Source organism: Mycolicibacter heraklionensis (genome assembly GCF_019645815.1).
GTDB lineage: Bacteria > Actinomycetota > Actinomycetes > Mycobacteriales > Mycobacteriaceae > Mycobacterium > Mycobacterium heraklionense.
Window position 1 is genome coordinate 4,684,022 of sequence record NZ_CP080997.1, and the last position, 21,431, is coordinate 4,705,452.

The 21,431-nt window shown below is 68.0% G+C and carries 21 protein-coding genes and 2 tRNA genes; 14 read left to right on the forward strand and 9 right to left on the reverse strand.

Annotation, left to right across the window (positions count from 1 at the left end; translation table 11 throughout):
• Positions 1–24 precede the first annotated feature (24 nt).
• Both K3U94_RS22115 and K3U94_RS22120 read right to left on the reverse strand, forming a co-directional pair.
• Complete coding sequence (locus tag K3U94_RS22115) at positions 25–1,548, reverse strand: sensor histidine kinase (RefSeq protein ID WP_220695040.1); 1,524 nt, start codon at positions 1,546–1,548, stop codon at positions 25–27.
• A complete protein-coding gene (locus K3U94_RS22120) occupies positions 1,526–2,230 on the reverse strand; it encodes a response regulator transcription factor (RefSeq protein ID WP_220696912.1) in 705 nt (234 codons plus the stop codon). The genes K3U94_RS22115 and K3U94_RS22120 overlap by 23 nt, the downstream gene beginning before the upstream one ends.
• 75 nt (positions 2,231–2,305) lie before the next feature.
• Between K3U94_RS22120 and K3U94_RS22125 the strand changes: the two genes are divergently transcribed.
• From K3U94_RS22125 to K3U94_RS22155, 7 genes are all read left to right on the forward strand, one after another.
• Positions 2,306–2,650 carry a nuclear transport factor 2 family protein gene (locus K3U94_RS22125; RefSeq protein ID WP_220695041.1) on the forward strand — a complete coding sequence of 115 codons (345 nt, stop codon included), beginning with the start codon at positions 2,306–2,308 and terminating at the stop codon, positions 2,648–2,650.
• Between the two features lie 92 nt (positions 2,651–2,742).
• Positions 2,743–3,741, forward strand: coding sequence for a phosphotransferase family protein (locus K3U94_RS22130; protein WP_230987659.1), 999 nt, complete (start codon positions 2,743–2,745; stop codon positions 3,739–3,741).
• Positions 3,738–4,982: an amidohydrolase gene (locus tag K3U94_RS22135; protein ID WP_220695043.1), complete on the forward strand. Its 1,245-nt coding sequence runs from the start codon at positions 3,738–3,740 to the stop codon at positions 4,980–4,982. The genes K3U94_RS22130 and K3U94_RS22135 overlap by 4 nt, the downstream gene beginning before the upstream one ends.
• Positions 4,983–5,052: 70 nt before the next feature.
• The gene (locus K3U94_RS22140; RefSeq protein ID WP_047321516.1) at positions 5,053–5,361 is read left to right on the forward strand and encodes a hypothetical protein; all 309 of its coding nucleotides are present in this window, start codon (positions 5,053–5,055) and stop codon (positions 5,359–5,361) included.
• Positions 5,362–5,390: 29 nt separating this feature from the next.
• Entirely contained in the window at positions 5,391–6,146 is a 756-nt protein-coding gene (locus tag K3U94_RS22145) for a hypothetical protein (protein WP_220695044.1), read from the forward strand.
• A gap of 9 nt (positions 6,147–6,155) precedes the next feature.
• Positions 6,156–6,896 (forward strand): hypothetical protein, encoded by a 741-nt coding sequence (locus K3U94_RS22150; RefSeq protein WP_220695045.1) that lies wholly within the window; start codon positions 6,156–6,158, stop codon positions 6,894–6,896.
• Entirely contained in the window at positions 6,893–7,642 is a 750-nt protein-coding gene (locus tag K3U94_RS22155) for a hypothetical protein (protein WP_220695046.1), read from the forward strand. Before K3U94_RS22150 ends, K3U94_RS22155 begins: the two co-directional genes overlap by 4 nt.
• A gap of 33 nt (positions 7,643–7,675) precedes the next feature.
• Here the strand turns inward: K3U94_RS22155 and K3U94_RS22160 are convergent, their stop codons facing one another.
• The 3 genes from K3U94_RS22160 to K3U94_RS22170 form a co-directional block, all read right to left on the reverse strand.
• A complete protein-coding gene (locus K3U94_RS22160; protein ID WP_267878333.1) occupies positions 7,676–8,053 on the reverse strand; it encodes a BlaI/MecI/CopY family transcriptional regulator in 378 nt (125 codons plus the stop codon).
• 209 nt (positions 8,054–8,262) lie between these two features.
• Positions 8,263–8,335 (reverse strand) — tRNA-Arg (locus tag K3U94_RS22165).
• Positions 8,336–8,369: 34 nt separating this feature from the next.
• A tRNA-Ser gene (locus K3U94_RS22170) sits at positions 8,370–8,461 on the reverse strand.
• Positions 8,462–8,548: 87 nt separating this feature from the next.
• Here K3U94_RS22170 and hisC point away from each other — a divergent pair.
• The 3 genes from hisC to K3U94_RS22185 are packed head-to-tail and all read left to right on the forward strand — an operon-like array spanning position 8,549 to position 10,505.
• On the forward strand, positions 8,549–9,595 hold the full coding sequence (gene hisC, locus K3U94_RS22175; RefSeq protein WP_220695047.1) for a histidinol-phosphate transaminase: 1,047 nt from the start codon (positions 8,549–8,551) through the stop codon (positions 9,593–9,595).
• A gap of 12 nt (positions 9,596–9,607) precedes the next feature.
• Positions 9,608–10,021, forward strand: a complete 414-nt coding sequence (locus K3U94_RS22180) for an SRPBCC family protein (protein ID WP_047321520.1) — start codon at positions 9,608–9,610, stop codon at positions 10,019–10,021.
• A 13-nt stretch (positions 10,022–10,034) separates the two neighbouring features.
• Positions 10,035–10,505 (forward strand): DUF4334 domain-containing protein, encoded by a 471-nt coding sequence (locus K3U94_RS22185; RefSeq protein WP_220695048.1) that lies wholly within the window; start codon positions 10,035–10,037, stop codon positions 10,503–10,505.
• A gap of 280 nt (positions 10,506–10,785) precedes the next feature.
• Here the strand turns inward: K3U94_RS22185 and K3U94_RS22190 are convergent, their stop codons facing one another.
• Both K3U94_RS22190 and K3U94_RS22195 read right to left on the reverse strand, forming a co-directional pair.
• Positions 10,786–11,769 carry a TerC/Alx family metal homeostasis membrane protein gene (locus K3U94_RS22190; RefSeq protein WP_220695049.1) on the reverse strand — a complete coding sequence of 328 codons (984 nt, stop codon included), beginning with the start codon at positions 11,767–11,769 and terminating at the stop codon, positions 10,786–10,788.
• A gap of 56 nt (positions 11,770–11,825) precedes the next feature.
• Positions 11,826–12,401, reverse strand: coding sequence for a TIGR03086 family metal-binding protein (locus K3U94_RS22195; protein ID WP_220695050.1), 576 nt, complete (start codon positions 12,399–12,401; stop codon positions 11,826–11,828).
• A 23-nt stretch (positions 12,402–12,424) separates the two neighbouring features.
• On the opposite strand from K3U94_RS22195, the gene K3U94_RS22200 reads away from it, so the two are divergent.
• From K3U94_RS22200 to lipE, 4 genes are read left to right on the forward strand one after another with little or no spacing between them, the layout of a single operon-like run.
• Positions 12,425–13,249, forward strand: a complete 825-nt coding sequence (locus K3U94_RS22200; protein ID WP_047321524.1) for a crotonase/enoyl-CoA hydratase family protein — start codon at positions 12,425–12,427, stop codon at positions 13,247–13,249.
• The gene (locus tag K3U94_RS22205; protein WP_047321525.1) at positions 13,249–13,572 is read left to right on the forward strand and encodes a DMT family transporter; all 324 of its coding nucleotides are present in this window, start codon (positions 13,249–13,251) and stop codon (positions 13,570–13,572) included. Before K3U94_RS22200 ends, K3U94_RS22205 begins: the two co-directional genes overlap by 1 nt.
• The gene (locus K3U94_RS22210) at positions 13,569–14,441 is read left to right on the forward strand and encodes an acyl-CoA thioesterase (protein WP_047321526.1); all 873 of its coding nucleotides are present in this window, start codon (positions 13,569–13,571) and stop codon (positions 14,439–14,441) included. The genes K3U94_RS22205 and K3U94_RS22210 overlap by 4 nt, the downstream gene beginning before the upstream one ends.
• Before the next feature lie 33 nt (positions 14,442–14,474).
• A complete protein-coding gene (lipE, locus tag K3U94_RS22215; protein WP_220695051.1) occupies positions 14,475–15,716 on the forward strand; it encodes a lipase LipE in 1,242 nt (413 codons plus the stop codon).
• Between the two features lie 132 nt (positions 15,717–15,848).
• On the opposite strand, the gene K3U94_RS24195 is transcribed toward lipE, so the two are convergent.
• Positions 15,849–19,997, reverse strand: a complete 4,149-nt coding sequence (locus K3U94_RS24195) for a PGRS repeat-containing protein (RefSeq protein ID WP_220695052.1) — start codon at positions 19,995–19,997, stop codon at positions 15,849–15,851.
• Positions 19,998–20,056: 59 nt separating this feature from the next.
• The gene (gene gjpA, locus K3U94_RS22225; RefSeq protein ID WP_220695053.1) at positions 20,057–21,181 is read right to left on the reverse strand and encodes an outer membrane porin GjpA; all 1,125 of its coding nucleotides are present in this window, start codon (positions 21,179–21,181) and stop codon (positions 20,057–20,059) included.
• Between the last annotated feature and the right edge of the window lie 250 nt (positions 21,182–21,431).

A 21,431-nucleotide genomic window follows, 5' to 3' on the forward strand; every position in this document is an offset into this window, starting at 1 on the left:
CGCACCCTCGCGGAAATAAAGGCGCTAGCGGGGTAGGCGGACGGTGAACGCGGTGCGGCCGGGTTCGCTGGTGACGCCGATGGTCCCACGGTGGGCCCGGACCACCGCCGAGGCGATCGCCAGCCCGAGTCCGGTGCTGCCCCCTTTGCGCGACCGGGAGGTGTCCCCGCGGGCGAACCGCTGAAAGATCTCCGGCAAGAACTCCGCGGGAATGCCCGGGCCGTCGTCGGTGACGCTGAGCACCGCGTCGTCGCCGTCGACACCCAGCCGAAGGGTCACCACGGTTCCCGGGCCGGTGTGGACCCGGGCGTTGGTGAGCAGGTTGGCCATCACCTGGTGCAACCGCGCGGCGTCACCGGGCACGGTCACCGGCTCGTCGGGTAGATCGAGTTGCCACTGATGGTCCGGACCCCCGACGTGGGCGTCGCTGACCGCGTCGACCGCCAGCCGGGACAGGTCGACCGGCTCGTGCTCCAACGGACGGCCGGAGTCCAGCCGCGCCAGCAGCAGCAGGTCTTCGACCAGCTGGGTCATCCGCTCGGTTTCGGACTGCACCCGGCTCAAAGCGTGCGTCAGGGCTTGCGAGTCCGCGCTGTCGGATATCGGAATTCGTTGTGCCAGTTCGGTGTAACCACGGATTGCGGTCAGCGGCGTGCGGAGCTCATGGCTGGCGTCGGCGACGAACTGACGCACCCGAGTCTCACTGTCCTGCCGGGTGGACAGCGCGGCAGCGATGTGGTCGAGCATCCGGTTGACCGCGGCGCCCAGTTGTCCGACCTCGGTGCGGGGATTGGCGTCGGATTCGGCGACCCGCACCGGCAGCGTCGCCTCCCCGCGATCCAGCGGCAGACCGGCGACTGCACCGGCGGTCTGCGCGACCCGGCGCAGCGGGGCCAGCGCTCGCCGGATCACCGCGCTGCCGGCGGTGGCCACCGCTGCCACGGCGACCAGGGTGACCAGCCCGAAGATCAGCAACACCCGGACCATGGTGTCGTCCACCGCGGCCAGCGGCAGCCCGGTGACGATCACGTCGTCGCCGCGCCGGGCGGTGGTCGCCACCACGCGGTAGCGGCCCACGCCGTCGAGGCGCCGGGTCACGGGCGGGTCCCCGGCCGACACATCGGTCAATCGTGTTGTGGCGGAAGGACTCAGCTCTTCCCGCTGACCCGAGATGCTCAGGTAGCCCGCCTCGACGTCTTGACCCGAGCCGGGCGGGGCCCCGCTTTCCACCACGGCGCCGACCATGCCGGCCGGCTGGCCGGGGGCGTCCAGGAAGTCCGGGCCGGGCCCCGGCCGCGGCCGGTGGTGCCGATGCCCAGGCGGGGGCGGTGGCTGGCCGTGCAGCCGCGCCGAGCGGTGCGAGGCGTCGGAGAGCTGGTGGTCGAGTTGGCCGACCAGATACTGGTAGAGGGCCAGCTCCGTCACCGCGCCAATGCCCAGGCAGGCCACGGTGAGCAGCACGATCTGACCGGCCAGCAGCCGCGCCCGCAGCGACCAGTTGCGCCAGGTGCCGGCTCGCGGCGTTTTACGGAGCCGGCTTGAGCACATAGCCCGCACCGCGCAGCGTGTGGATCATCGGGGCGCGGCCGTTGTCGATCTTCTTGCGCAGGTAGGAGATGTAGAGCTCCACGATGTTGGCCCGTCCGCCGAAGTCGTAGTCCCACACCCGGTCCAAGATCTGCGCCTTGGACAGCACCCGCTTGGCGTTGTGCATCAGGTAGCGCAGCAGCTCGAATTCGGTGGACGTCAAGGTGATCGGGTCACCGCCACGGGTCACCTCATGAGAGTCCTCGTCGAGAACCAGGTCCCCGACCACGATCTGGGCGCCGGCCTCGGCGGTGCTCACCCCGGCGCGGCGCAACAGCGCCCGTAGCCGCAACACCACTTCCTCGATACTGAACGGCTTGGTGACGTAGTCATCGCCACCCGCGGTCAACCCGGCGATGCGATCCTCCAGGGCGTCCTTGGCGGTCAAGAACAGCACCGGTAGCCGTGGGTTGATCTCCCGCAGCTTTCCCAGCACGTCGAGTCCGCTCATGTCGGGAAGCATCACGTCGAGCACCACGACGTCGGGGCGTTCGGCCTTGGCGGCGGCGATCGCCGAGGCGCCGTCTCCTGCGGTCGCGGTGGTCCAGCCCTCGTAACGCAGCGCCATCGAGACCATCTCGGCCAGCACCGTCTCGTCGTCGACCACCAGCACCGTGATGGGCTTGCCGTCGGCGCGCGACATCACGACACGTTCGACCGATCCCCGTGGCGCAGACATCACGTTCCAGTATGTCGGTCGCGCCGATATCTTCATCGCATGGCACGCTCACCGCAGGAAATCTTCGACCACCACCTCCAGGCTCTGCTCGCCCGCGACGTCGACGAGCTGCTCGTCGACTACACCGAGGAATCCGAGCTGATCACCGCCGCCGGCGTGGCGCAGGGCAGCAGTGGAATCCGGGCCGCGTTCAGCCAGCTGTCCGCCGCACTGGCCGATGCGAACTTCGAGATCAAGTCGCAGACCTACAGCGGCAACGTGCTGCTGCTGGAATGGACGCTGGACGCACCGGGTTTCGGCGTCGACGGGGTGGACACCTTCCTGTTCGGCGATGACTCGATCCGGGTGCAGACCATCTCCCAGCAGGTGCGGCCCAAGAGCTGACGCCGTCGAAACGGTGCCCGCGAAATCACTCAACCGCTGCGGCCTGACAGGTTAGGTTTCCACCCGTGAACCTCGAAGCAGTCGCGGGATGGATGTCCGCCCAGGGCCTGGGCGAGGGCCAGCTGGACGACATCACCGAGCTGTCCGGCGGCACCCAGAACGTCATGCTGCAGTTCACCCGATCCGGTCGCAGCTATGTGCTGCGACGCGGCCCGCGGCATCTGCGACCGCGCAGCAACGCGGTGATGCTTCGCGAGACCCGGATGCTGGCGGCGTTGGCCGGCACCGACGTGCCGCATCCGGGATTGATCGCGGTCTGCGACAACCCCGCGGTGCTCGGTGATGCGGTGTTCTACCTGATGGAACCGGTCGACGGGTTCAACGCGAGCGGGGAACTGCCGGCGCTGCACGCCGGCGATCCGGCGGTCCGGTACGGGATGGGGCTGTCGATGGCCGACGCGCTGGCGAAGCTCGGTGCCGTCGACCATGTCGCGGTGGGATTGGCCGACTACGGAAAGCCCGACGGCTTCCTGGAACGCCAAGTGCCGCGATGGCTTGCCGAACTGGACTCCTACCGGCAGTTCGAGAACTATCCGGGGCCCGACTTGCCAGGCCTGGACGACGTCGCCGCCTGGCTGCAGCGCAATGTGCCGGCGTCCTGGCAGCCGGGGATCCTGCACGGCGACTATCACGCAGCCAACGTGATGTTCTCCCCCACCGGACCGGAGGTGGCGGCGATCGTGGACTGGGAGATGTCGACCATCGGGGACCCGCTGCTGGACCTGGGCTGGCTGTTGGCCACCTGGCGCCAGGATGACGGGTCCAGCGTGTTCAGCCACACGCTGACCGGCATGGACGGGCTGGCCTCCACCGATGACCTGGTGGCGCGGTACGCCGCGGGCAGCTCTCGCGACCTGACGCACATCGGGTGGTACACGGTGATGGCCGCTTTCAAGCTGGCCATCGTCATCGAGGGCACTCTGGCCAGGGCGTCGGCAGGCATGGCGCAGAAGGAAGTCGGCGACCAGTTGCACCAGGCCGCGGTCTGGCTCTTCGACCGGGCCCAGACCTGGATGGCGAGCGCCAAATGACGGACCGCATCGACGAGATCGACAGGATCGTCGCCGCCGACACACGACGGCTGGTCGACATCTTCAAGGACCTGCACCGCAACCCGGAGTTGGGGTTCCACGAAGTGCGCACCGCGCGGACCGCCGCGCAGGCACTGGGCAACCTCGGCTTCACGGTGACCACCGGCATCGGTCGCACCGGCGTGGTGGCGGTCCTGGCCAACGGCCCCGGCCCGGTGGTGATGTACCGGGCCGACATGGACGCGCTGGCGGTGCCGGAGGCCACCGGCCTGGACTACGCCAGCAGCAACCCGTCCCTCGGGCACATGTGTGGCCACGACGCCCACGTGACCTGGATGTTGGGGCTGGCCAAGGTGCTCGCCGAGACCACCGAGTCCTGGTCGGGCACCGCGGTGCTCATCGGACAGCCCGCCGAGGAACTGATCACCGGCGCCCAGGCCATGGTCGACGCGGGTCTCTACGACGTCGCCCCCCGACCGGACGCCTTCCTGGCGATGCACACCGCGCCGGTACCGGTCGGCATGGTCGCCGCGGTCGGCGGCGAGCGGATGGCCGGCACCGACCAGCTCGACATCGTGTTCCACGGCGTCGGCGGTCACGGGTCGATGCCCCAGTTGGCCTGCGATCCGGTGCTCATGGCGGCGCAAGCCGTCGTGCAGTTCCAGAGCGTTGTCAGCCGCGCCGTCGCACCCAGCGAGACCGCGGTGCTGACGGTCGGCTCGGTGCAGGCCGGCAGCGCCTACAACGTCATCCCGGACCGGGCACGGCTCAAGGTCAACCTGCGGTGGTTCAACCCGCACGTGCGCGAAACGATGCTGACCCGCATTCGGGCGATCTGCGCGGGCATCGCGCGCAGCTACGGCATGCCCGAGGACCGGCTACCGGAGATCACCCTGGCCGGCGGGGCAACCCCGCTGGTCAACGACACGGCCCTCACCGAGCGGGTGGCCACCGCGCTTGGCGACCTGCTCGGCCCGGACAAGGTTGTACGCCAGTTGCCGGCGCTGACCGGCTCGGAGGACTGCCACCTGCTCAAAGGGCCGCACCGCGACGTGCCACTGGCATATCTCCTGGTCGGGGTCGCCGATCCACAGGTGTACGCCAAGTCCGCCGAACGCGGCCAATTGTTCCCCTACACACCGCACTCGCCGGACTATGTGGTCGACCTTTCCGCTATCCCGCTTGGAACCAGGATTGCAGCCCGTGCAATGCTTGAATTGCTTACTTCCAGTCGGTTTTAGTAGGAATTAGGCTCCGCCGAGTTTCTGAAATACTTGTGCGGTCCACGAAGAAGAGCTAAGGTGTATTGCTGTGGACGATCGTCACAAAGACCCAACCGTAGTGTTGCCGTACCTCGTGGGCAGGCCGCTCGGCGCGACCGAGGTCTACGAGGCATTCGGCTACCGCAAATCGGCGTATTACAAGGCGGCCCATGAAGGCCGGCTGATCAGCGCGGACAATCTGATCCGAGTTGCCAGGTATTTCGGACTCAACCCCGTCGACCTGCAGGTACGGTTCGGATTGATCGAGCACGACGCCGTCGCCGAATACCTGGAGTCGGCGTCACGGCCGCTGCGCCTGGGTGATCTGAAGGCGGATCTCGACAAACCGCCCGTCTAAGAGGACCGCCAGGAAGTACCGTCGACGGTATGACGTCGGCGTTAATTGGTGCCACGGTGGTGGTGGCGCTGTACACCCTGTGGGTGCGCCGGGATACGTGGTGGTCGCGGTGGGAGATCGGCATCACCCTGGCTATCGCGCTGGAGACCCTGGGACTCGTACTAATGTCGCCGTGGGCAGCCGAAACCCTGGGCCCGTGGGTGCACCGCGCCATGCGGATGTGGAATGTCCAGCAGCTGGCCGGTCACATCTGCTTCGTGGTCGCCATCGCGGCCAACATCTACCACGTACTGGCGCGGCTGGCCGACTTCGACCAGTTCCGGCCCATGTTCCGCCTGCACGTCCGGTTGCCGGTACAGGTCGGCGTGGTGGCGATGGTGGCGGTGTTCATCGTTGCCGACGCAGGATTTCGGCCCGATGGATTCTCAACGCTCGGCGGCGGCGGCGCCTGGGCGCGCGCCTACTGGGTGCTGTTGTCGCTGCTGCTGATCTACCTGTCCGGCTACGCGACGCGGGTGCTGTCGATGCTGCGATCCGATCCGCGCGCCAAGGAGACCGTCGATCTCTACACCGCCTCGACGGCATTCGCGGTGGCGGCCATCATGGCGCTTTTGAGCAACGCCTGGACCAAATCCGATGTCAGCCCGCTGATTTGGCTGTGCGGGTGCATTTCCGTGGCCATCTTCGCCTATGGCTCAGCCCGTTCCTGGCGGGCCAAAGCTGCGTGGTTCGTCAGCAGCGAGCGTCCGGTTGCGCAGCCCAATCCCCCGCAAGCCCTGTCGTGAGACCGTTCGATGACGTCGGGAATCATTGTCACCACGTTGGCGGTCGTCGCCTATAGCCTCTGGGTTCGCCGCGACACCTGGTGGACGCGTTGGGAGAGCGCCGCGACCTTCGCATTGGCGTTGGAAGCCTGTGCGCTGCTGTTGATGTCACCGTGGGCCGGCGGCAAGATCGGGCCGGTGCTGCACCAGGGCCTCGGGGTGTGGAACATTCAACAGCTGGTCGGCCACCTGTGCCTGATCGTGGCGCTCACGGCGAACATCTATCACATGCTGGTGCGCCTCGCCGACCCTTATCAAGTGCGGTTGCTCATGCGCCGCCAGCTCATGATCCCGATCTGGCTGAGCGTCGCCGTGATGGTGCCGGCCTACCTGCGCTCCGACCAGGACTATCAGCCCGATGTGTTCGCCGCCCCGCGAACTGATTCCTGGATGATGCTGTACCAACTGGTGGGCTGCGCCCTGGTGCTCTACCTCAGCGCCTACGTCAGCCGGCTGATGCTGACCCTGCGACACGATCCGCGCGCCAAGTCCACCATTGACCTCTACTTCGTCTCGATGGCATTCGCCACCGCGGCATGCCTGATCGTGGCCGGTTCGACCTGGGCCGACGGCGACGACGCCAGCCCCGGCATCTGGCTCTGCATCTGCCTATCGGTGGGAACCTTCGCCTACGGGTCCGCGCGATCCTGGCAGGCCAAGAGCGCCTGGTTCACCGCCAACGGCGACGAGACGGTGATCGGCGCGCAATGACACCTGCGTTCATCGTGGCCACCGTGGCGATGGTCCTCTACTGCCTGTGGGTTCGCCGCGACACCTGGTCGTCGCGCTGGGAAGCCGGCGCCACCTTCGCCATCGCGATGGAGGGTTGCGCACTGCTCCTGCTGACACCGTGGGCGGGCACCGAGCTGGGCCCTACCCTGTACAGCCTGCTGGGGCGGTGGAACTCCCAGCAGGCACTCGGTTGGCTGTGCCTGCTCGCCGGGGTGATCGGAAACATCTACCACATGCTGGTGCGCCTCACCGATCCCGCGCACGTCTGGCCGATCATGCGCAAGCACCTCCTGGCGCCGGTGGGTTTGTGCGTCGCGGTGATGCTGGTGGCGTTCTTCAACACTGACCGGGGCTTCGAGCCGGACATGTTCGCCGTTCTGACCGGCGACCACTGGGTGACCGCTTTCGAGGTGACGGGCAGTGCGGTGTTGCTGTACCTGACCGGCTACGTCGCGCGGCTGATGCTGTCGCTGCGGCATGATCACCGGGCCAGGACCACGCTCGTCCTCTACCTGGCCGCGATGACTTCCGCGGTGGCGGGCTGCGTGGTCGGAATCGTCTCGATCTATCTCGGCCGCGACGGTGGCCCGGCGATCTGGGCCTGCGTCTGCCTGTCGGTGTCGATCTTCGCCTACGGGCTGGCGCGATCCTGGCAGGCCAAGACCGCGTGGTTCGCGCCGAATACCCCCGCGCAGCGCAGCGATCGAAGAAGCGGTCGATCGTAGCCGCGGCGACGACGTCATCGAAGACCCCCGCCGTCAAGCGCCGTCGAGTTCAGCCAACGCCCGCCGCAGCGCTGTGGCTTCGTCGGCGCCGACGCGTTCCACAAAGTGCACCAACGCGGCTTCGCGCCCGCAGGAGTCGGCAACCTGATCGAGCGCATACGACATCAGTTCGGCGACCAGCTCGGCACGGCCCCGCGTCGGCACGTAGCGGTGGGCGCGATTGTCACGCCGCTGGACAACCAGGTTCTTCTTCGCAAGCCGTTGCAGCACAGTCATGATCGTGGTGTAGGCGAGGTTTCGCTTCACCGCCACCGAAGCGTGAACTTCGCGGACGGTCAACGCCCCCGACGCCGACCACAGGCACTCCATGACCGTGCGTTCGAGATCACCCAACCCAATTCGCGCAGCCACAACCCTTAACCTCCCGCGGCGATCCGCAGCCGTCTTCGCCAGTCACGAGCGGAACACGAAGGCATCCGACACACTGTATGGTAAGGCTAACCTAATTAGGGGAAGTTTGGGGTCTGGAGAGCCGGCATACCCCGCCGCCACAACTACCGGCCCACCAAACAGAAAAGCCCCGGCGAAAGCCGGGGCGATCCGTAACCGATGAAAAAATGTGCGCCCGAAGGGATTCGAACCCCCAACCTTCTGATCCGTAGTCAGATGCTCTATCCGTTGAGCTACGGGCGCCGGTCTTCAGTTGTCGGTCGAGCAAGCTCGGCCGTGGCGGAGGCGAGAGGATTTGAACCTCCGGTCCCCCGTAAAGAGGACAACTCATTAGCAGTGAGTCCCATTCGGCCGCTCTGGCACGCCTCCTCGAACTTGTTGAGGGTACCGGATCACTCCCGCAGTTCTGAAACCGCGGGCAAGTAGACCGGAAACCCTCCACATATGCTGTGGTCCGTGACCGCCAGACTGCGCCCGGAGATCGCCGCGCTGCCGGCCTACGTCGAGGGTAAGACGGTCCCCGGATCGATCAAGCTGGCCAGCAACGAGACGGTGTTCCCCCCGTTGCCCAGCGTGGCCAAGGCCGTCGAAGCCGCCCTGGCCACCACCAACCGCTACCCCGACAACGGCTACGCCGCACTGCGCGCCCGGTTGGCCGAGCATGTCGGCTTCGGCCCGGAGCACGTGGCGGCGGGTTGCGGATCGGTGAGCCTGTGTCAGCAGCTCATCCAGATCAGTACCGGCGCCGGCGACGAGGTGGTGTTCGGCTGGCGCAGCTTCGAGATCTACCCGCTGCAGGTACGCACCGCCGGCGCCGTGCCGGTGCAGGTGCCGCTGCGCGAGCACACCTACGACCTGGATGCGATGCTGGCGGCCATCACCGACCGCACCCGGCTGATCTTCGTCTGCAACCCGAACAACCCGACCTCCACCGTCGTCGACCCCGAGGCGCTGGAGCGGTTCGTCGCCGCGGTGCCACCGCACATCCTGATCGCCATCGACGAGGCCTATGTGGAGTACATCCGCGACGGCCTGCTCCCCGACAGCCTGGGGTTGGCCCGACGCCACGCCAATGTGGTTGTGCTGCGCACGTTTTCGAAGGCCTACGGGTTGGCCGGTCTGCGACTGGGTTATGCGGTCGGCGATCCGGAGATCATCACCGCGCTGGGAAAGGTCTACGTGCCGTTCACGGTGTCCAGCGTGGCGCAGGTCGCCGGGATCGCCTCGCTGGACGCCGCAGAGGAGCTGATGGCCCGCACCGACGCGGTGGTCGCCGAGCGGGCCCGGGTCTCGGCTGGGCTGCGTGAAGCCGGGTTCGAGCTGCCGGATTCGCAATCCAACTTCGTGTGGCTGCCGTTGGCCGAGCGCACCACCGACTTCGTCGCCGCGGCCGCCGCAGCCCGCATCGTGGTCCGCCCCTACGGGCAAGACGGAGTCCGAGTGACCATCGGCGCGCCGGAGGAGAACGACGCGCTGTTACGGTTCGCTGAGAAGTACCGCTGAGGAGGAACTGAAATGCACGCGACCGCGACTGCCACCGTCGCCGCATCCGCGGCTCAGGTGTGGACGGTGCTCACCGACTACGAGGGCATGTCCGGCTGGGCCCCCGGATTGAAGATCACCGTGATCCGGCCGGGAACGCCTGCGCCCAACGGCGTCGGAGCTCAGCGTCGTATCCAGGCGGTGCCGGGGATGGCGCCGCTGGTGGAAGAGATCATCGCGTTCGAGCCGGATCAGCGGCTGAGCTACCGGGGCGTCTCGGGCATCCCCTTCCGCAACTACATCGGCGACGTGGCGCTGCGATCGACCGGATCCGGCACGGAGATCAGCTACACCGTCAGCGCCGACAACCGCCTGCCCGGGGTCGCCGCGGTGTTGGCGCACGGACTGCTGTTCGGCCTCAAGCGGGCCGTGAACAAGGCCGCCTGAAACGATGCCCACGATGAATGACGAGCAGGCCCGCGCCACGTTCAACGCGCTCAAGGAGCGCACCGACCAGATCCCCGACGCCGAGATCGACGAGTTCTGGGCGACGCTGCCGCCGGCCACCGTCGAGCAGATGATCGGCGAGTGGCGCGGCGGCGAGTTCGTCACCGGTCACAAGATGAACGGCCTGTTGGAGAAGGCCCGCTGGTTCGGCAAGACGTTCAACTCGGTCACCGACGTGCAGCCGCTGGTGTGCCTGGACGAAGACGGCAACAAGTTCTCCAACATCAAGCTCGGCAAGGGCGAGGCGAGCCTGTGGGCCGAGGAGTTCCGCGGCGAGGTGGTGGCGACCATGGTCTACGACGGCCAGCCCACCCACGATCACTTCAAGCGGGTCGATGACAACACTGTGCTGGGCATCATGAACGGCAAGGACGCAGTGCTGGACAACGGTCGCTACTTCTACTTCTACCTGGAACGGGTGTAGCCCGTACCCGGAAACCCGTTCGTATGGGCTATTGCCCGCCTTTGCGCGACAAATAGCTCAGGGACTGCCACGCTCCGAAAGTTGTCGCTCAGAGCGGAGCTAGGGGCTGCGCCCCGTCGTGGGGGATGGAAAAATAGGCGCCCAGTGTGAATTTGACGACGTGACACGGGCGTGTCGCGTCGTCAAATTCCCACTCGCGGCCAGCGCACCTGTGCCGGGCCTCCGGCAATTTCCGAGTGAGGCGGACAACGGCCTTATTCCCCTCTCGGCCGGATCTGACTCAGCGCCGGAGCACCAGCTCCGGATCGCGCTCGCGCTCGCTTTGGGTTACGTGCCGGCGGTGCCGCAGTGAGGCGATGACGGTGCCCGTGAGCACGCCGACGATCACCAGCAACGACGGGCCGGTGCCGATCTCGATGCCGCCGACGCCCCCTTCGTGCATCGCGTGCATGATCAGCTTCACGCCGATGAAGCCCAGAATCACCGCCAGTCCGTAGGACAGGTACACTAGCCGGTCGAGCAGGCCGTCGATCAGGAAGTAGAGCTGCCGCAGGCCCAATAGGGAGAAGGCCGTCGCGGTGAACACGAGATAGCTGTTCTGGGTCAGGCCGAAGATCGCCGGGATCGAGTCGAGTGCGAAGAGCACATCGGTGCCGGCGATCGCCAGCATCACCAACACCATCGGGGTGATCGCCCAGCGCCCCTCAATGCGGGTGAACAGCCGGTCGCCGTCATAACGCTCGCTGGTGGGCACCACCTTCTTCACCAACCCGACGATGACATCGGGAGCTCGGTGGGCCTCCTCTGCGCCGCCCGACCTGAGCATGTTGCCCGCCGCCAGCAGCAGGAGCAGGCCAAAAAAGTAGAAAACCCAGGCGAAACGGTTGATCAGCGCGGCACCGAGCAAGATGAAGCCGGTCCGCGCGGCCAGCGCCATGACGATCCCGAACAGCAGCACCTTCTGCTGGTCCGCCCGCGGCACCCGAAAGCTGGCCATGATGACCAGGAACACGAACAGGTTGTCGACGGAGAGCGCCTTCTCGGTGAGGTAACCGGCGAAGTACTGCGAGCCCGCGTCGGCTCCACCGAAGGCCAATACGCCGCACCCGAAGAGCACGGCGACACCGATATAGCCCGCGGACCAGATCGCGGATTCCTTCAACGTCGGAACGTGCGCCTTGCGGACATGCACGAAGAAGTCGAACGCCAGGAGCCCCACCAGGCCGACGATCGTGCACGCCCACACCCAACCGGCAATGTCCATGTCCCACCCACGTTAGGCAGCTTGGGCGACGCTGGATTGGCCAGCAGGTTGCGAGGCTATGACCGCCCGGTGAATGCGATCAGCCGCTGCAGGGCCGGCGCGGTGTCGGCGACCTGGACAGGCTGGTCGAATCCCGCTTGCACTCGGCCCGCCGGCGTGATGATCGTTTGCGCCAGGCCGAGCACGTACTGGGCCAGCGGCTCGGCCGCGTTCACGGTACGGCCGGTCGCCGTCGCGTAGTCCCACGCGTGCACCAGGAACTCCAGCGACAGAATCCCGGCCGCCATCCTCGCCGGCAGCTCATTGGGCCCGATCGTGACGGTGCCGTCCAGGCCGCGACCGTGCCACGCGTCCAGCGCGGGCCGGGCTGCGGAGCCAACCTGCCGGACCAGCGAATCGTCGGGATCGCGGGGCGGGAACTCCGCGCCGGCGGCACCGCCGAGGAGGGTGATGGAGTGCAGCAGGTGCTCGGTCAGCTGCGCGACGTCGAACTCTGAACACGGCGTCGGGTTGGACCAATCGTCGCTGGTGATGCCGCTGCACACCTGCTCCAGCACCGCCCACGCGGCTTCGGCGCCGGCGAGTTCGTCGGCGGGAGGCTCGTCAGGAACGGGTCGCAGTTCGGGGGCCATGAGACCACGCTACGGTCTGGGGTATGGCCGAGACCTATGAATCCGTCACCGTCGAGATCAAAGACCACGTCGCCCAGGTCACGCTGATCGGGCCGGGCAAGGGCAATGCGATGGGCCCGGCGTTCTGGGCGGAGCTGCCGGTGGTCTTCGCCGAGCTGGACGCCGACCGCGACGTGCGGGCGATCGTGCTGACCGGCTCCGGCAAGAACTTCAGCTACGGACTGGACGTGGCCGCGATGGGCGGCACGATGACGCCGATGCTGGCCGACGGCGCGCTGGCCCGGCCGCGGGCGGACTTCCACCGCGAGCTGCAGCGCATGCAGGGTGCCATCACCGCGGTCGCCGACTGTCGGACGCCGACCATCGCCTCGATCCACGGCTGGTGCATCGGCGGCGGGGTGGACCTGATCTCCGCGGTCGACGTCCGCTATGCCTCCGCCGACGCCAAGTTCAGCGTGCGCGAGGTCCGGCTGGCGATCGTCGCCGACGTCGGCAGCCTGGCCCGGCTTCCGCTGATCATCTCCGACGGACATCTGCGCGAGCTCGCGCTGACCGGCAAAGACATCGACGCGGCCCGGGCGGAGAAGATCGGCCTGGTCAACGACGTCTACGCCGACGCCGACGCCAGCCTGGCCGCCGCGCATGCCACCGCGGCCGAGATCGCCGAGAACCCGCCGCTGACGGTCGCCGGCATCAAGGACGTGCTCGACGAGCAGCGCACCGACCGGGTGTCGGCCAGCCTGCGCTACGTCGCGGCCTGGAACTCGGCGTTCTTGGCGTCGAAGGACCTGCTGGAGGGCATCGGCGCGATGATGGGCAAACGCAAGCCCGAGTTCACCGGCGAGTGATGGCCTGGGTCCTGCTGCTCGGGGCGATCGGTTTCGAGGTTGCCGGGACGCTGTCGATGCGCGCCTCCGACGGCTTCTCCCGATGGCAGTGGGCGATTCCGGTGGCCGTCGGCTATGTGGTGTCGTTCGTGTTGCTGGCGATGGTGCTCAAGCGGGGCATTCCGGTCGGGGTTGCCTACGGAGTCTGGTCGGGCGTCGGGGTGGCGTTGACCGCGGTGCTGGCCCGGTTCCTGTTCGACGATCCGTTCACACCGGTGATGGCCGGCGGCGTGGTGCTGATCGGCGCCGGGGTGTACCTGATGGAGATGGGTGCGCACGCGTGAGCGACGACGTTCCCCACCGTCAACCGGCCCTGGCCGACATCATCGCCACCCTCGACGTCGACCGGGTCGACGACGAGCACTTCGTGGCCACCCAGCTGGACAACCGGATCCACCACATCGTCGGCGGACATATCGCCGGCCAGGCGCTGATCGCGGCCAGTCGCACCGCGCCGGACCGGCTGCCGCACAGCATGCACGTCTATTACCTGCGGGCCGGGGACGCCCGTCGCCCGGTCGACCTGCACGTGGAGGTGGCCCGCGACGGCGGCACGCTGTCGACGCGACAGGTCACCGCCCGCCAGGACGGCCAGATCCTGCTGGAAGTGCTGTCGTCGTTCACCACCGCCGTCGACGCACCGGAATACCAGCAGCCGATACCGGATGTCCCCGACCCGGATTCGCTGCCGTCGTCGCAGGAACAACTGGCCGCCTACGCCGATGAACTGGGCGGCTACTGGGTCCAGCCGCACCCGTTCGACGTGCGGTATGTCGATGCGCCGCCACGCTTGGCTGTGGACCTGGGCGAACCGTCCCCGCGGCTGCGAATGTGGTCGAAGCCGGTCGACGCGGTGCCCGCTGATCCCGTGATGCACAGCGCCCTGCTGACCTACCTGTCCGGCACGAAGATGGTCGAGGCGGCGCTGGCCATGCGGGCGACCAACCAGGCCGCCACGTTCAACGCGCTGATCGACCACGCACTGTGGTTTCAGCGGCCCGTCGACCTGTCGGACTGGGTGCTGTCGGATCAGTTCACGCCCAGCGGCGTCGCCGGGCGCGGCCTGACGACCTCGACGATGTACAACCGGGCGGGGCAGCTGGTCTGCGTGGCGACCCAGGAACTCTATTTCGGCCGGGGGCCGCGCCGCTGAGGTTCGCCGGGCCGCACACGTAACCTGGCGAGCATGACACCTGACGGCACCATCCGTGTCCCCGCCGACCTCGACGCCGTCACCGCGATCGGCGACGAGGACCACTCCGGTATCGACCCGGCGGCCGTGGACCGGATCTGGCAGGCCGCCCGGCACTGGTATGCGGCCGGCCTGCACCCCGCCATCCAGTTGTGCCTGCGCCACAACGGCCGCGTGGTGCTCAACCGGGCGATCGGGCACGGCTGGGGCAACGGCCCGGAAGACCCGGACGACGCGGAGCGGGTACCGGTGAGCGTCGACACCCCGTTCTGCGTGTACTCGACCGCCAAGGCCATCACCAGCACCGTGATACACATGCTGGCCGAGCGCGGCGCCTTCTCCCTGGACGACCGCGTCAGCGACTATCTGCCCGACTACGGCCGACACGGCAAGCACCGCACCACCATTCGGCACGTGATGACGCACAGCGCCGGGGTGCCGTTTGCCACCGGGCCCAAGCCCGACCTCAATCGCGCCGACGACCCCGAATACGCCCAGGCCCAGCTGGCCAACCTGCGGCTGGTGTACCCGCCCGGGCTGATGCACATGTACCACGCCCTGACCTGGGGGCCGCTGACGAGGGAGATCGTGCGGGCGGCCACCGGCAAGGACATCCGGGACGTGCTGGCGACCGAGATCCTGGACCCGCTGGGTTTCCGGTGGACCAATTATGGCGTTGCCCCGCAAGATATTCCGCTGGTAGCGCCGAGCCATGCCACCGGCAAGCAACCGACCGGCGCGGGTGTCGCGGTGTTCCGCAAGGCGATCGGCGGGTCGGTCCACGAGATCATCCCGGTCACCAACAGTCCGTTCTTCCTGACCACGGTGGTGCCATCGTCGAACACCATCTCCACCGCGTTCGAGCTGTCGCGATTCGCCGAGATCTGGCGGCGCGGAGGCGAACTCGACGGGGTGCGAGTGCTCTCGCCGGAAACCTTGCGCGGGGCGACGGCGCAGTGCCGCCGGTTGCGCCCCGATGTCGCGACCGGGCTGGCGCCGCTGCGCTGGGGCACCGGTTTCATGTTGGGGTCCAAGCGGTTCGGGCCGTTCGGCCGCGGCGCGCCGGCCGCGTTCGGCCATCTTGGCCTGGTCAACTGCGCCATCTGGACCGACCCGCAGCGTGGGCTATCGGCCGGGCTGATCTCCAGCGGCAAGCCGGGCCAGGACCCGGAGGCCAAGCGCTACACCGCGCTGATGAACGCCATTGCCGCGGAGATGCCTATCTCTTGGCGTTGACTCTGCGCTCAGGGCGGGAAAGTGCGAGTGGGTTGCGCCGTGAGCGCAGAGTGAACGGTTAGGCCCCAAACGCGACCGCGGCCGCCGAGCCCCGTGAGGGACCCGACGGCCGCGGTAGGTGACCAGGTGATGTCAGCCAGGTCGGCCGTTAACGCCGGTAGCACCCGTGGCGCCGTTGGTGCCGGCCACACCGCCGGGCGCAGGACTACCACCGGTACCGCCGGAGCCGCCGACGCCACCGGCGCCGCCCACACCACCGACAGTCCCTGCGCTGTTGACTCCGCCGTTACCGCCCTTGCCGCCCGCACCGCCAGCCGGGCCAGCACCGCCGTTGCCTCCGACCCCATCGGTACCGCTGGTGCTGGTGCCACCGGCACCACCTGCACCACCGTCACCGCTGTTACCGCCGGCACCACCGGCACCGCCCGCAGGGGGTGTGCCGGAAAAGACGATGCCGCTGTTACCGCCGACGCCACCGGTGCCGCCCTTACCGCCGACGCCACCGGTGCCGCCCTTACCACCGTTACCGGTTACGGACGTCCCGCCGACGCCACCCTGGCCGCCGTTGCCGCCGTCACCGCCGGCTGTTCCGTTGCCGCCCTTCCCGGTCGCCGCGCTGTTTCCGGCCGTGCCTGCGAGGCCTGCTCCGCCGGTACCACCGACTCCGCCGGCACCACCGTTGCCGCTGATGGAGGCACCTCCGGCACCACCCGTGCCGCCATCGCCGGCGATCCCGTTTTGGGCTTGAGCGCCACCAGCACCACCCGCCCCACCAACGCCGCCAGCCCCGCTACCCGACGTGCCACCGGCGCCACCGTCACCACCGTCACCAGAAGCTTTGTTCTGGTTGCCGACGCCACCGACGCCACCGGCACCGCCGGCACCGCCGGCACCGTCAGTGCCACCATTGATGCCGGAACCACCGGCACCACCGTTGCCACCGTGGCCGCCATCTAGGCCAGCGCCGGCGGCATCGACGCCGCCAACACCGCCAACACCACCGACACCACCAGCACCGGCAGCGCCATCGGTGCCAGTGTTCGAGACACCACCGCTGCCGCCCTTGCCGCCGTTACCGCCGGCACCTCCGGCCGTACCGGCGGTGGTGGCGCTGGCAATCGCACCGGCCGCCCCCGCCCCGCCTGCACCACCGACACCGCCGGCACCACCGTTGCCGGTACCCGAAGTACCACCCGTGCCGCCACTGCCACCATCTCCAGAGGTTCCGCCGTTGATTCCGACGCCGCCGGCACCGCCAGCACCACCGGTGCCGCCGTTGCCGTCGAGACCACCGCCGATGCCGGAGCCGCCGGCCCCGCCGGTACCACCGTTGCCGCCGTTCAAACCGTTGCCTGCTGCGTCAACGCCACCGACACCACCGGCTCCACCGGCGCCACCGGTTCCGGCCAGGCCATCGGTACCGGTGCTGGACTCGCCACCGACGCCACCCTTACCGCCGTTGCCGCCTGTGCCACCGGCTGTTCCGCTGGTGGTCGCGCTGCCAATCGCACCCGCTGCGCCAGCGCCACCAGCACCACCGACACCGCCGGCACCCCCGTTGCCGGTGCCCGAGGTACCACCTGTGCCGCCAGTGCCACCGTCGCCGGAAGTCCCGCCGTTGATCCCGACGCCGCCCGCACCACCGGCGCCACCGGCACCACCGTTACCGTCCTTGGCGTCGTTGCCGGCTGCCCCGTTGCTGCCACTGGTGCTGATACCGCCGGCACCGGCGGTACCGGCGGTGCCACCGGCACCACCGACGCCACCGTTGCCGCCGCGCAACCCGTTGCCGTTGGCGTCGACGCCGCCCGTACCGCCCACGCCACCGTTGCCGCCAACACCGCCGGCACCAGCGTTTCCGCCACTACCACCGCTGCCGGTGACGGCGGCACCGCCCTTACCGCCGTCACCGCCCTGGCCGCCATCGATACCGGCGTAACCGTCGCCACCCGCAGCCGCCGGGTGCGGGATCCCGGCGACTCCGGCTTTGGAGGACCCACCGAGTCCGCCGTTACCGCCGTTACCGCCGTTACCGGTGCCCGTCGCGGCGCCGCCGGCGCCACCATCACCGGCATTACCACCGCCGGAGCCACTTCCGCCGGAGCCGCCGACACCGCCGTTGCCGCCATTGACGGCGCCGGCCCCGCTGCCGCCAGCACCACCGTTACCACCGTTACCGGCGGGCCCGGTCGGGAAGACGTTCAGAGAGCCGCCAGCCGTATTGGCACCACCTCCACCGCTACCACCATTGCCAGCGCGGCTGGCGCCGAACGGATTAGCAGGGTCGCTGGCGCCGGCGCTGTTACCGCCAGCACCGCCGTTGCCGCCGCTACCACCTTGCAGCTGCGCGAGGCCGCCACCACCAGCGTTGCCGCCGTTACCGCCGATGGCCGTGCCGTTACCGCCACTGCCCCCATTACCGCCCTGACCACCGTAGCCGCCGCCGGTAGAAAGGGCTGCCGCTGCGCTACCGCCCGTGCCGCCATTACCGCCATTACCGCCGGCGCTGATCACGCCGTTCCCGGTCGCCCCGTCGGCCCCGTCACCGGCGTCACCGCCGCGACCGGCGGCACCGTTAGACCCGACCGCACCGCCGGTCCCGCCGTTACCGCCGTTGCCGCCCTTGCTGAAGACGGTTCCGTCGCCAGACTTCCAACCGGTGCTGGCAGCACCGTCGCCGCCGTGGCCGCCGTCACCGCCGGCGCTTGCGGTGCCACCGCCGCCGCCACCACCGTTTCCGCCGGCGCCGCCGTTACCGCCGATGTAGGTGCCGGTGCCGGCAGCTCCGCCATCGCCACCGTCTCCGCCGATGCCATTGCGAGCGGTTCCGGTGGTGGTCGGAATGTAACCACTGGCGCCACCGACGCCGCCGGCACCGCCGCTGCCGCCGGTGGTTTTCACGGTTTCGTCGTCGGTGGCCGCATTACCGCCGGCGCCACCGCTGCCACCGTGGCCCCCCTGGCCTACCCCGAGGGTCGCGGCCCCCCCAGCGCCTCCGGCGCCTCCGTTGCCACCTACGAGCGAACCGAAGCCGCCTGCACCGCCGGCACTGCCGTCCCCGCCGACGCCGTCGTTCTGTCCAGAACCGCCGTTGCCCCCGGCCCCGCCGATTCCGCCGGTAATCCCGGCGCCGCCGTTGCCGGCCGCTCCGCCATCAGCACCGATAGCCCCGGCGCCACCGGCTCCGCCGCGGCCTCCGGCGCCGCCGTTGCCGAGGTAGTCACCGCTTGAGTCCTTATAGGCGTCACCGCCATCGGTTCCGGCGCCGCCCACGGCTGCCGTACCCGACTGGCCGGCGTGTCCGTAGGAGCCGTCGAACTTCTCGCCGGCGGCGCCGCCCGCACCACCGTTGCCACCGGCACCGCCGGCGGCTCCATTCAGGTGGGCCGCAATGCCATCGTCGATCCCATTAGCGGCGGTTCCCGCGGCGCCGGCGGTACCACCAGCCCCGCCATTGCCGCCGTTACCGAATAGGTAGCCGCTGCGACCACCAGCGCCGCCGGCCCCTCCGTTGCCGCCATTGCCGCCAATGCCCGTGCCGCCGTTGGCATAGCTACCGTTGGCGCCGGCGGTGCCATTGCCTCCGGCGCCGCCGTTGCCACCGGTACCGAAGAACCAGCCAACCGCGTCGCCGCCATTGCCGCCGGCGCCGCCACTGCCGCCGGCACCGACACCGAGTCCGCCCGCACCGCCGTCACCGCCGATGCCCATGAACGAGCCACCACTACCGCCGTTGCCGCCGGCACTAGTCTCGAAGCCGTCGCCACCGGCACCACCGTTGCCGAACCACCCGGCGTCTCCGCCGGTACCGCCGACCAAAGCCGCATCGTTGCTGTCCCAGCCTGCACCACCGTCGCCGAACCACAGTCCACCGTCGCCGCCGTTGGGGTTGAGGGCGGTTCCGTCGGCACCATCACCGATCAAGAACAGGCCGGAAGATTGGTTGATCCAGCCGTTGACCAATTCACCGAGATCACTGTTGATCCAGGCCTCGACACCGAAGTGAATCGGCTCGTAGAACCACTGGCTGATGATCGTGGACATGTCGAAGAAGTCGCCGGCAGCCGGCAGCGGATCGGCCGCCGACGCCGCAGGGCCAAACAGGTCCAACAGCCAATCCAGACCGTCGTCGGCCTGTGCTGACGGAAGTCCCGCCAGTGGCGTCATCCCGAACGCCAAGAACGCAGTGGCGGCACCACTGGCACCGATCACCCGCTTGCGGCGCGACTGACCAGCCTCATGCTGACCGCGGCGCCGGCTGCTGCTGTGACGACGACTCATTGAGGAACACCTTTCTAAGATGTAAAGATTTGGGGCAGTTGAGTTTTGGAGGGGGAGGATCAGCCGAAGATACTGTCGAAGAAGTCTTGGAACCCGCCGAAGAAGTTGGTGGCTTCGGCAGTGAAGTCGTCGGGGATCGGCGGCAGGTCGACTCCGAGCGCGGGCTGGTTCACGACAACTGTGCCTTCCCCGTCCCAGCCCGAGCCCAACAGCGCGCTGATGACCTGTCCCCACATCTCGAAGGCCGCGATCGGACCGATCGCTTGGCCCTCAGCGACGATTTGCCCAAGCAACGGAACGCCGACCATTTGCAAACCGAGAGAGTTCAAGATGGAGCCTCCGACAACCGGAACCGAGGCGTCTACCTCGCCGTCATCTCCCATCGACTGGTAGGTGGCCAGCTGCACCGAACCGGTGCTGAGCAGACCACCAAAGGCAAATTCCAAGTGGTCCAGACTCATTCCCGCCGGGAGGAAGCCCGCATCGTTGATCGAAGGCAGCACGAAATCGAGATTGAGGGTGGCGCCGTTCAGGAAGCCGCCCCAGGTGTTGGCGAGGATCTCACTGAAGCTGTCACCGTCGGTGATGCTGTTCAGCAGCGCGACCCAAGGGCTGATGCCCGGCCCCAGCATGCCGATGATGATTCCCGACAGCGGCGAGACCATGAAGTTGAGGATCGAATTCACCATGTCCACGTCGGTGCCGGCCGGCAGGTATCCCGGAACCTGCGCGAGGATCACGGCATGACCGGTCGTGAGCGACCCGTCGATCGTGTGGTTGGTAACCGTGTCCAGGGTCTTAGAAGACACGTCCAGCGGGAGGGTATAGCCGTCGCGGACCGCCACCCAGTTCTGCTGGATCTCGGTATTGATGGCAGCCAGGGTGCTGCTACTCGGGTCGTTGAGGAACTGGTCGATGTAGCCCATCCAGTTCGCATACAGCTGCTGGAATGCCACACCGGGGGCCAGCATGTAGTTGTCCTTCAGGATCGAAAGGTTGGCATTCGTGGTGTTGATCACGTCCTGCCAGGTGTCAACGAAGTTGGACAGTCCCGTGAGCGCGACGTCAGCAACTGAGGCGACCGCCGGCGCCGGCGCCGGCGCGACAACCGGCGTGGCAGCGATCAGGCCGGTCCCGGCGATGACGACACCGGCCGCTGCGTAGGGGCGAAGAATGGCGTGCAAGGGAGCTCCTTCAGGTCATGTGACTCAGCACACGGAACGTAACTGAGGGCGACCTGAAAATCAGCAGTCAGGAAGCGCTTGATCTCAAAGGCATCGCCCCTACCCACCGTTGGCAATCTAACGGGCTCGAAAAACCCCAGGTACACGCATTAACTTTGACGGCCAGCAAATTCCTGTCGGCCGCTGAATGATTCAACTGGAAATTACCGGCGAGTAAGAATTGAAACACGTTCACTTGAGCCCATTTCGC

Coding starts and splice junctions, on each gene's coding strand:
- K3U94_RS22125 (WP_220695041.1), top strand. CDS start 2,306: ATGGCACGCTCACCGCAGGAAATCTTCGACCACCACCTCCAGGCTCTG.
- K3U94_RS22180 (WP_047321520.1), top strand. CDS start 9,608: ATGCACGCGACCGCGACTGCCACCGTCGCCGCATCCGCGGCTCAGGTG.
- K3U94_RS22190 (WP_220695049.1), bottom strand. CDS start 11,769: ATGGACATTGCCGGTTGGGTGTGGGCGTGCACGATCGTCGGCCTGGTG.
- K3U94_RS22120 (WP_220696912.1), bottom strand. CDS start 2,230: ATGTCGCGCGCCGACGGCAAGCCCATCACGGTGCTGGTGGTCGACGAC.
- K3U94_RS22130 (WP_230987659.1), top strand. CDS start 2,743: ATGTCCGCCCAGGGCCTGGGCGAGGGCCAGCTGGACGACATCACCGAG.
- K3U94_RS22185 (WP_220695048.1), top strand. CDS start 10,035: ATGAATGACGAGCAGGCCCGCGCCACGTTCAACGCGCTCAAGGAGCGC.
- K3U94_RS22155 (WP_220695046.1), top strand. CDS start 6,893: ATGACACCTGCGTTCATCGTGGCCACCGTGGCGATGGTCCTCTACTGC.
- K3U94_RS22195 (WP_220695050.1), bottom strand. CDS start 12,401: ATGGCCCCCGAACTGCGACCCGTTCCTGACGAGCCTCCCGCCGACGAA.
- K3U94_RS24195 (WP_220695052.1), bottom strand. CDS start 19,997: ATGAGTCGTCGTCACAGCAGCAGCCGGCGCCGCGGTCAGCATGAGGCT.
- K3U94_RS22115 (WP_220695040.1), bottom strand. CDS start 1,548: ATGTGCTCAAGCCGGCTCCGTAAAACGCCGCGAGCCGGCACCTGGCGC.
- lipE (WP_220695051.1), top strand. CDS start 14,475: ATGACACCTGACGGCACCATCCGTGTCCCCGCCGACCTCGACGCCGTC.
- K3U94_RS22205 (WP_047321525.1), top strand. CDS start 13,249: ATGGCCTGGGTCCTGCTGCTCGGGGCGATCGGTTTCGAGGTTGCCGGG.
- K3U94_RS22135 (WP_220695043.1), top strand. CDS start 3,738: ATGACGGACCGCATCGACGAGATCGACAGGATCGTCGCCGCCGACACA.
- K3U94_RS22150 (WP_220695045.1), top strand. CDS start 6,156: ATGACGTCGGGAATCATTGTCACCACGTTGGCGGTCGTCGCCTATAGC.
- K3U94_RS22200 (WP_047321524.1), top strand. CDS start 12,425: ATGGCCGAGACCTATGAATCCGTCACCGTCGAGATCAAAGACCACGTC.
- K3U94_RS22145 (WP_220695044.1), top strand. CDS start 5,391: ATGACGTCGGCGTTAATTGGTGCCACGGTGGTGGTGGCGCTGTACACC.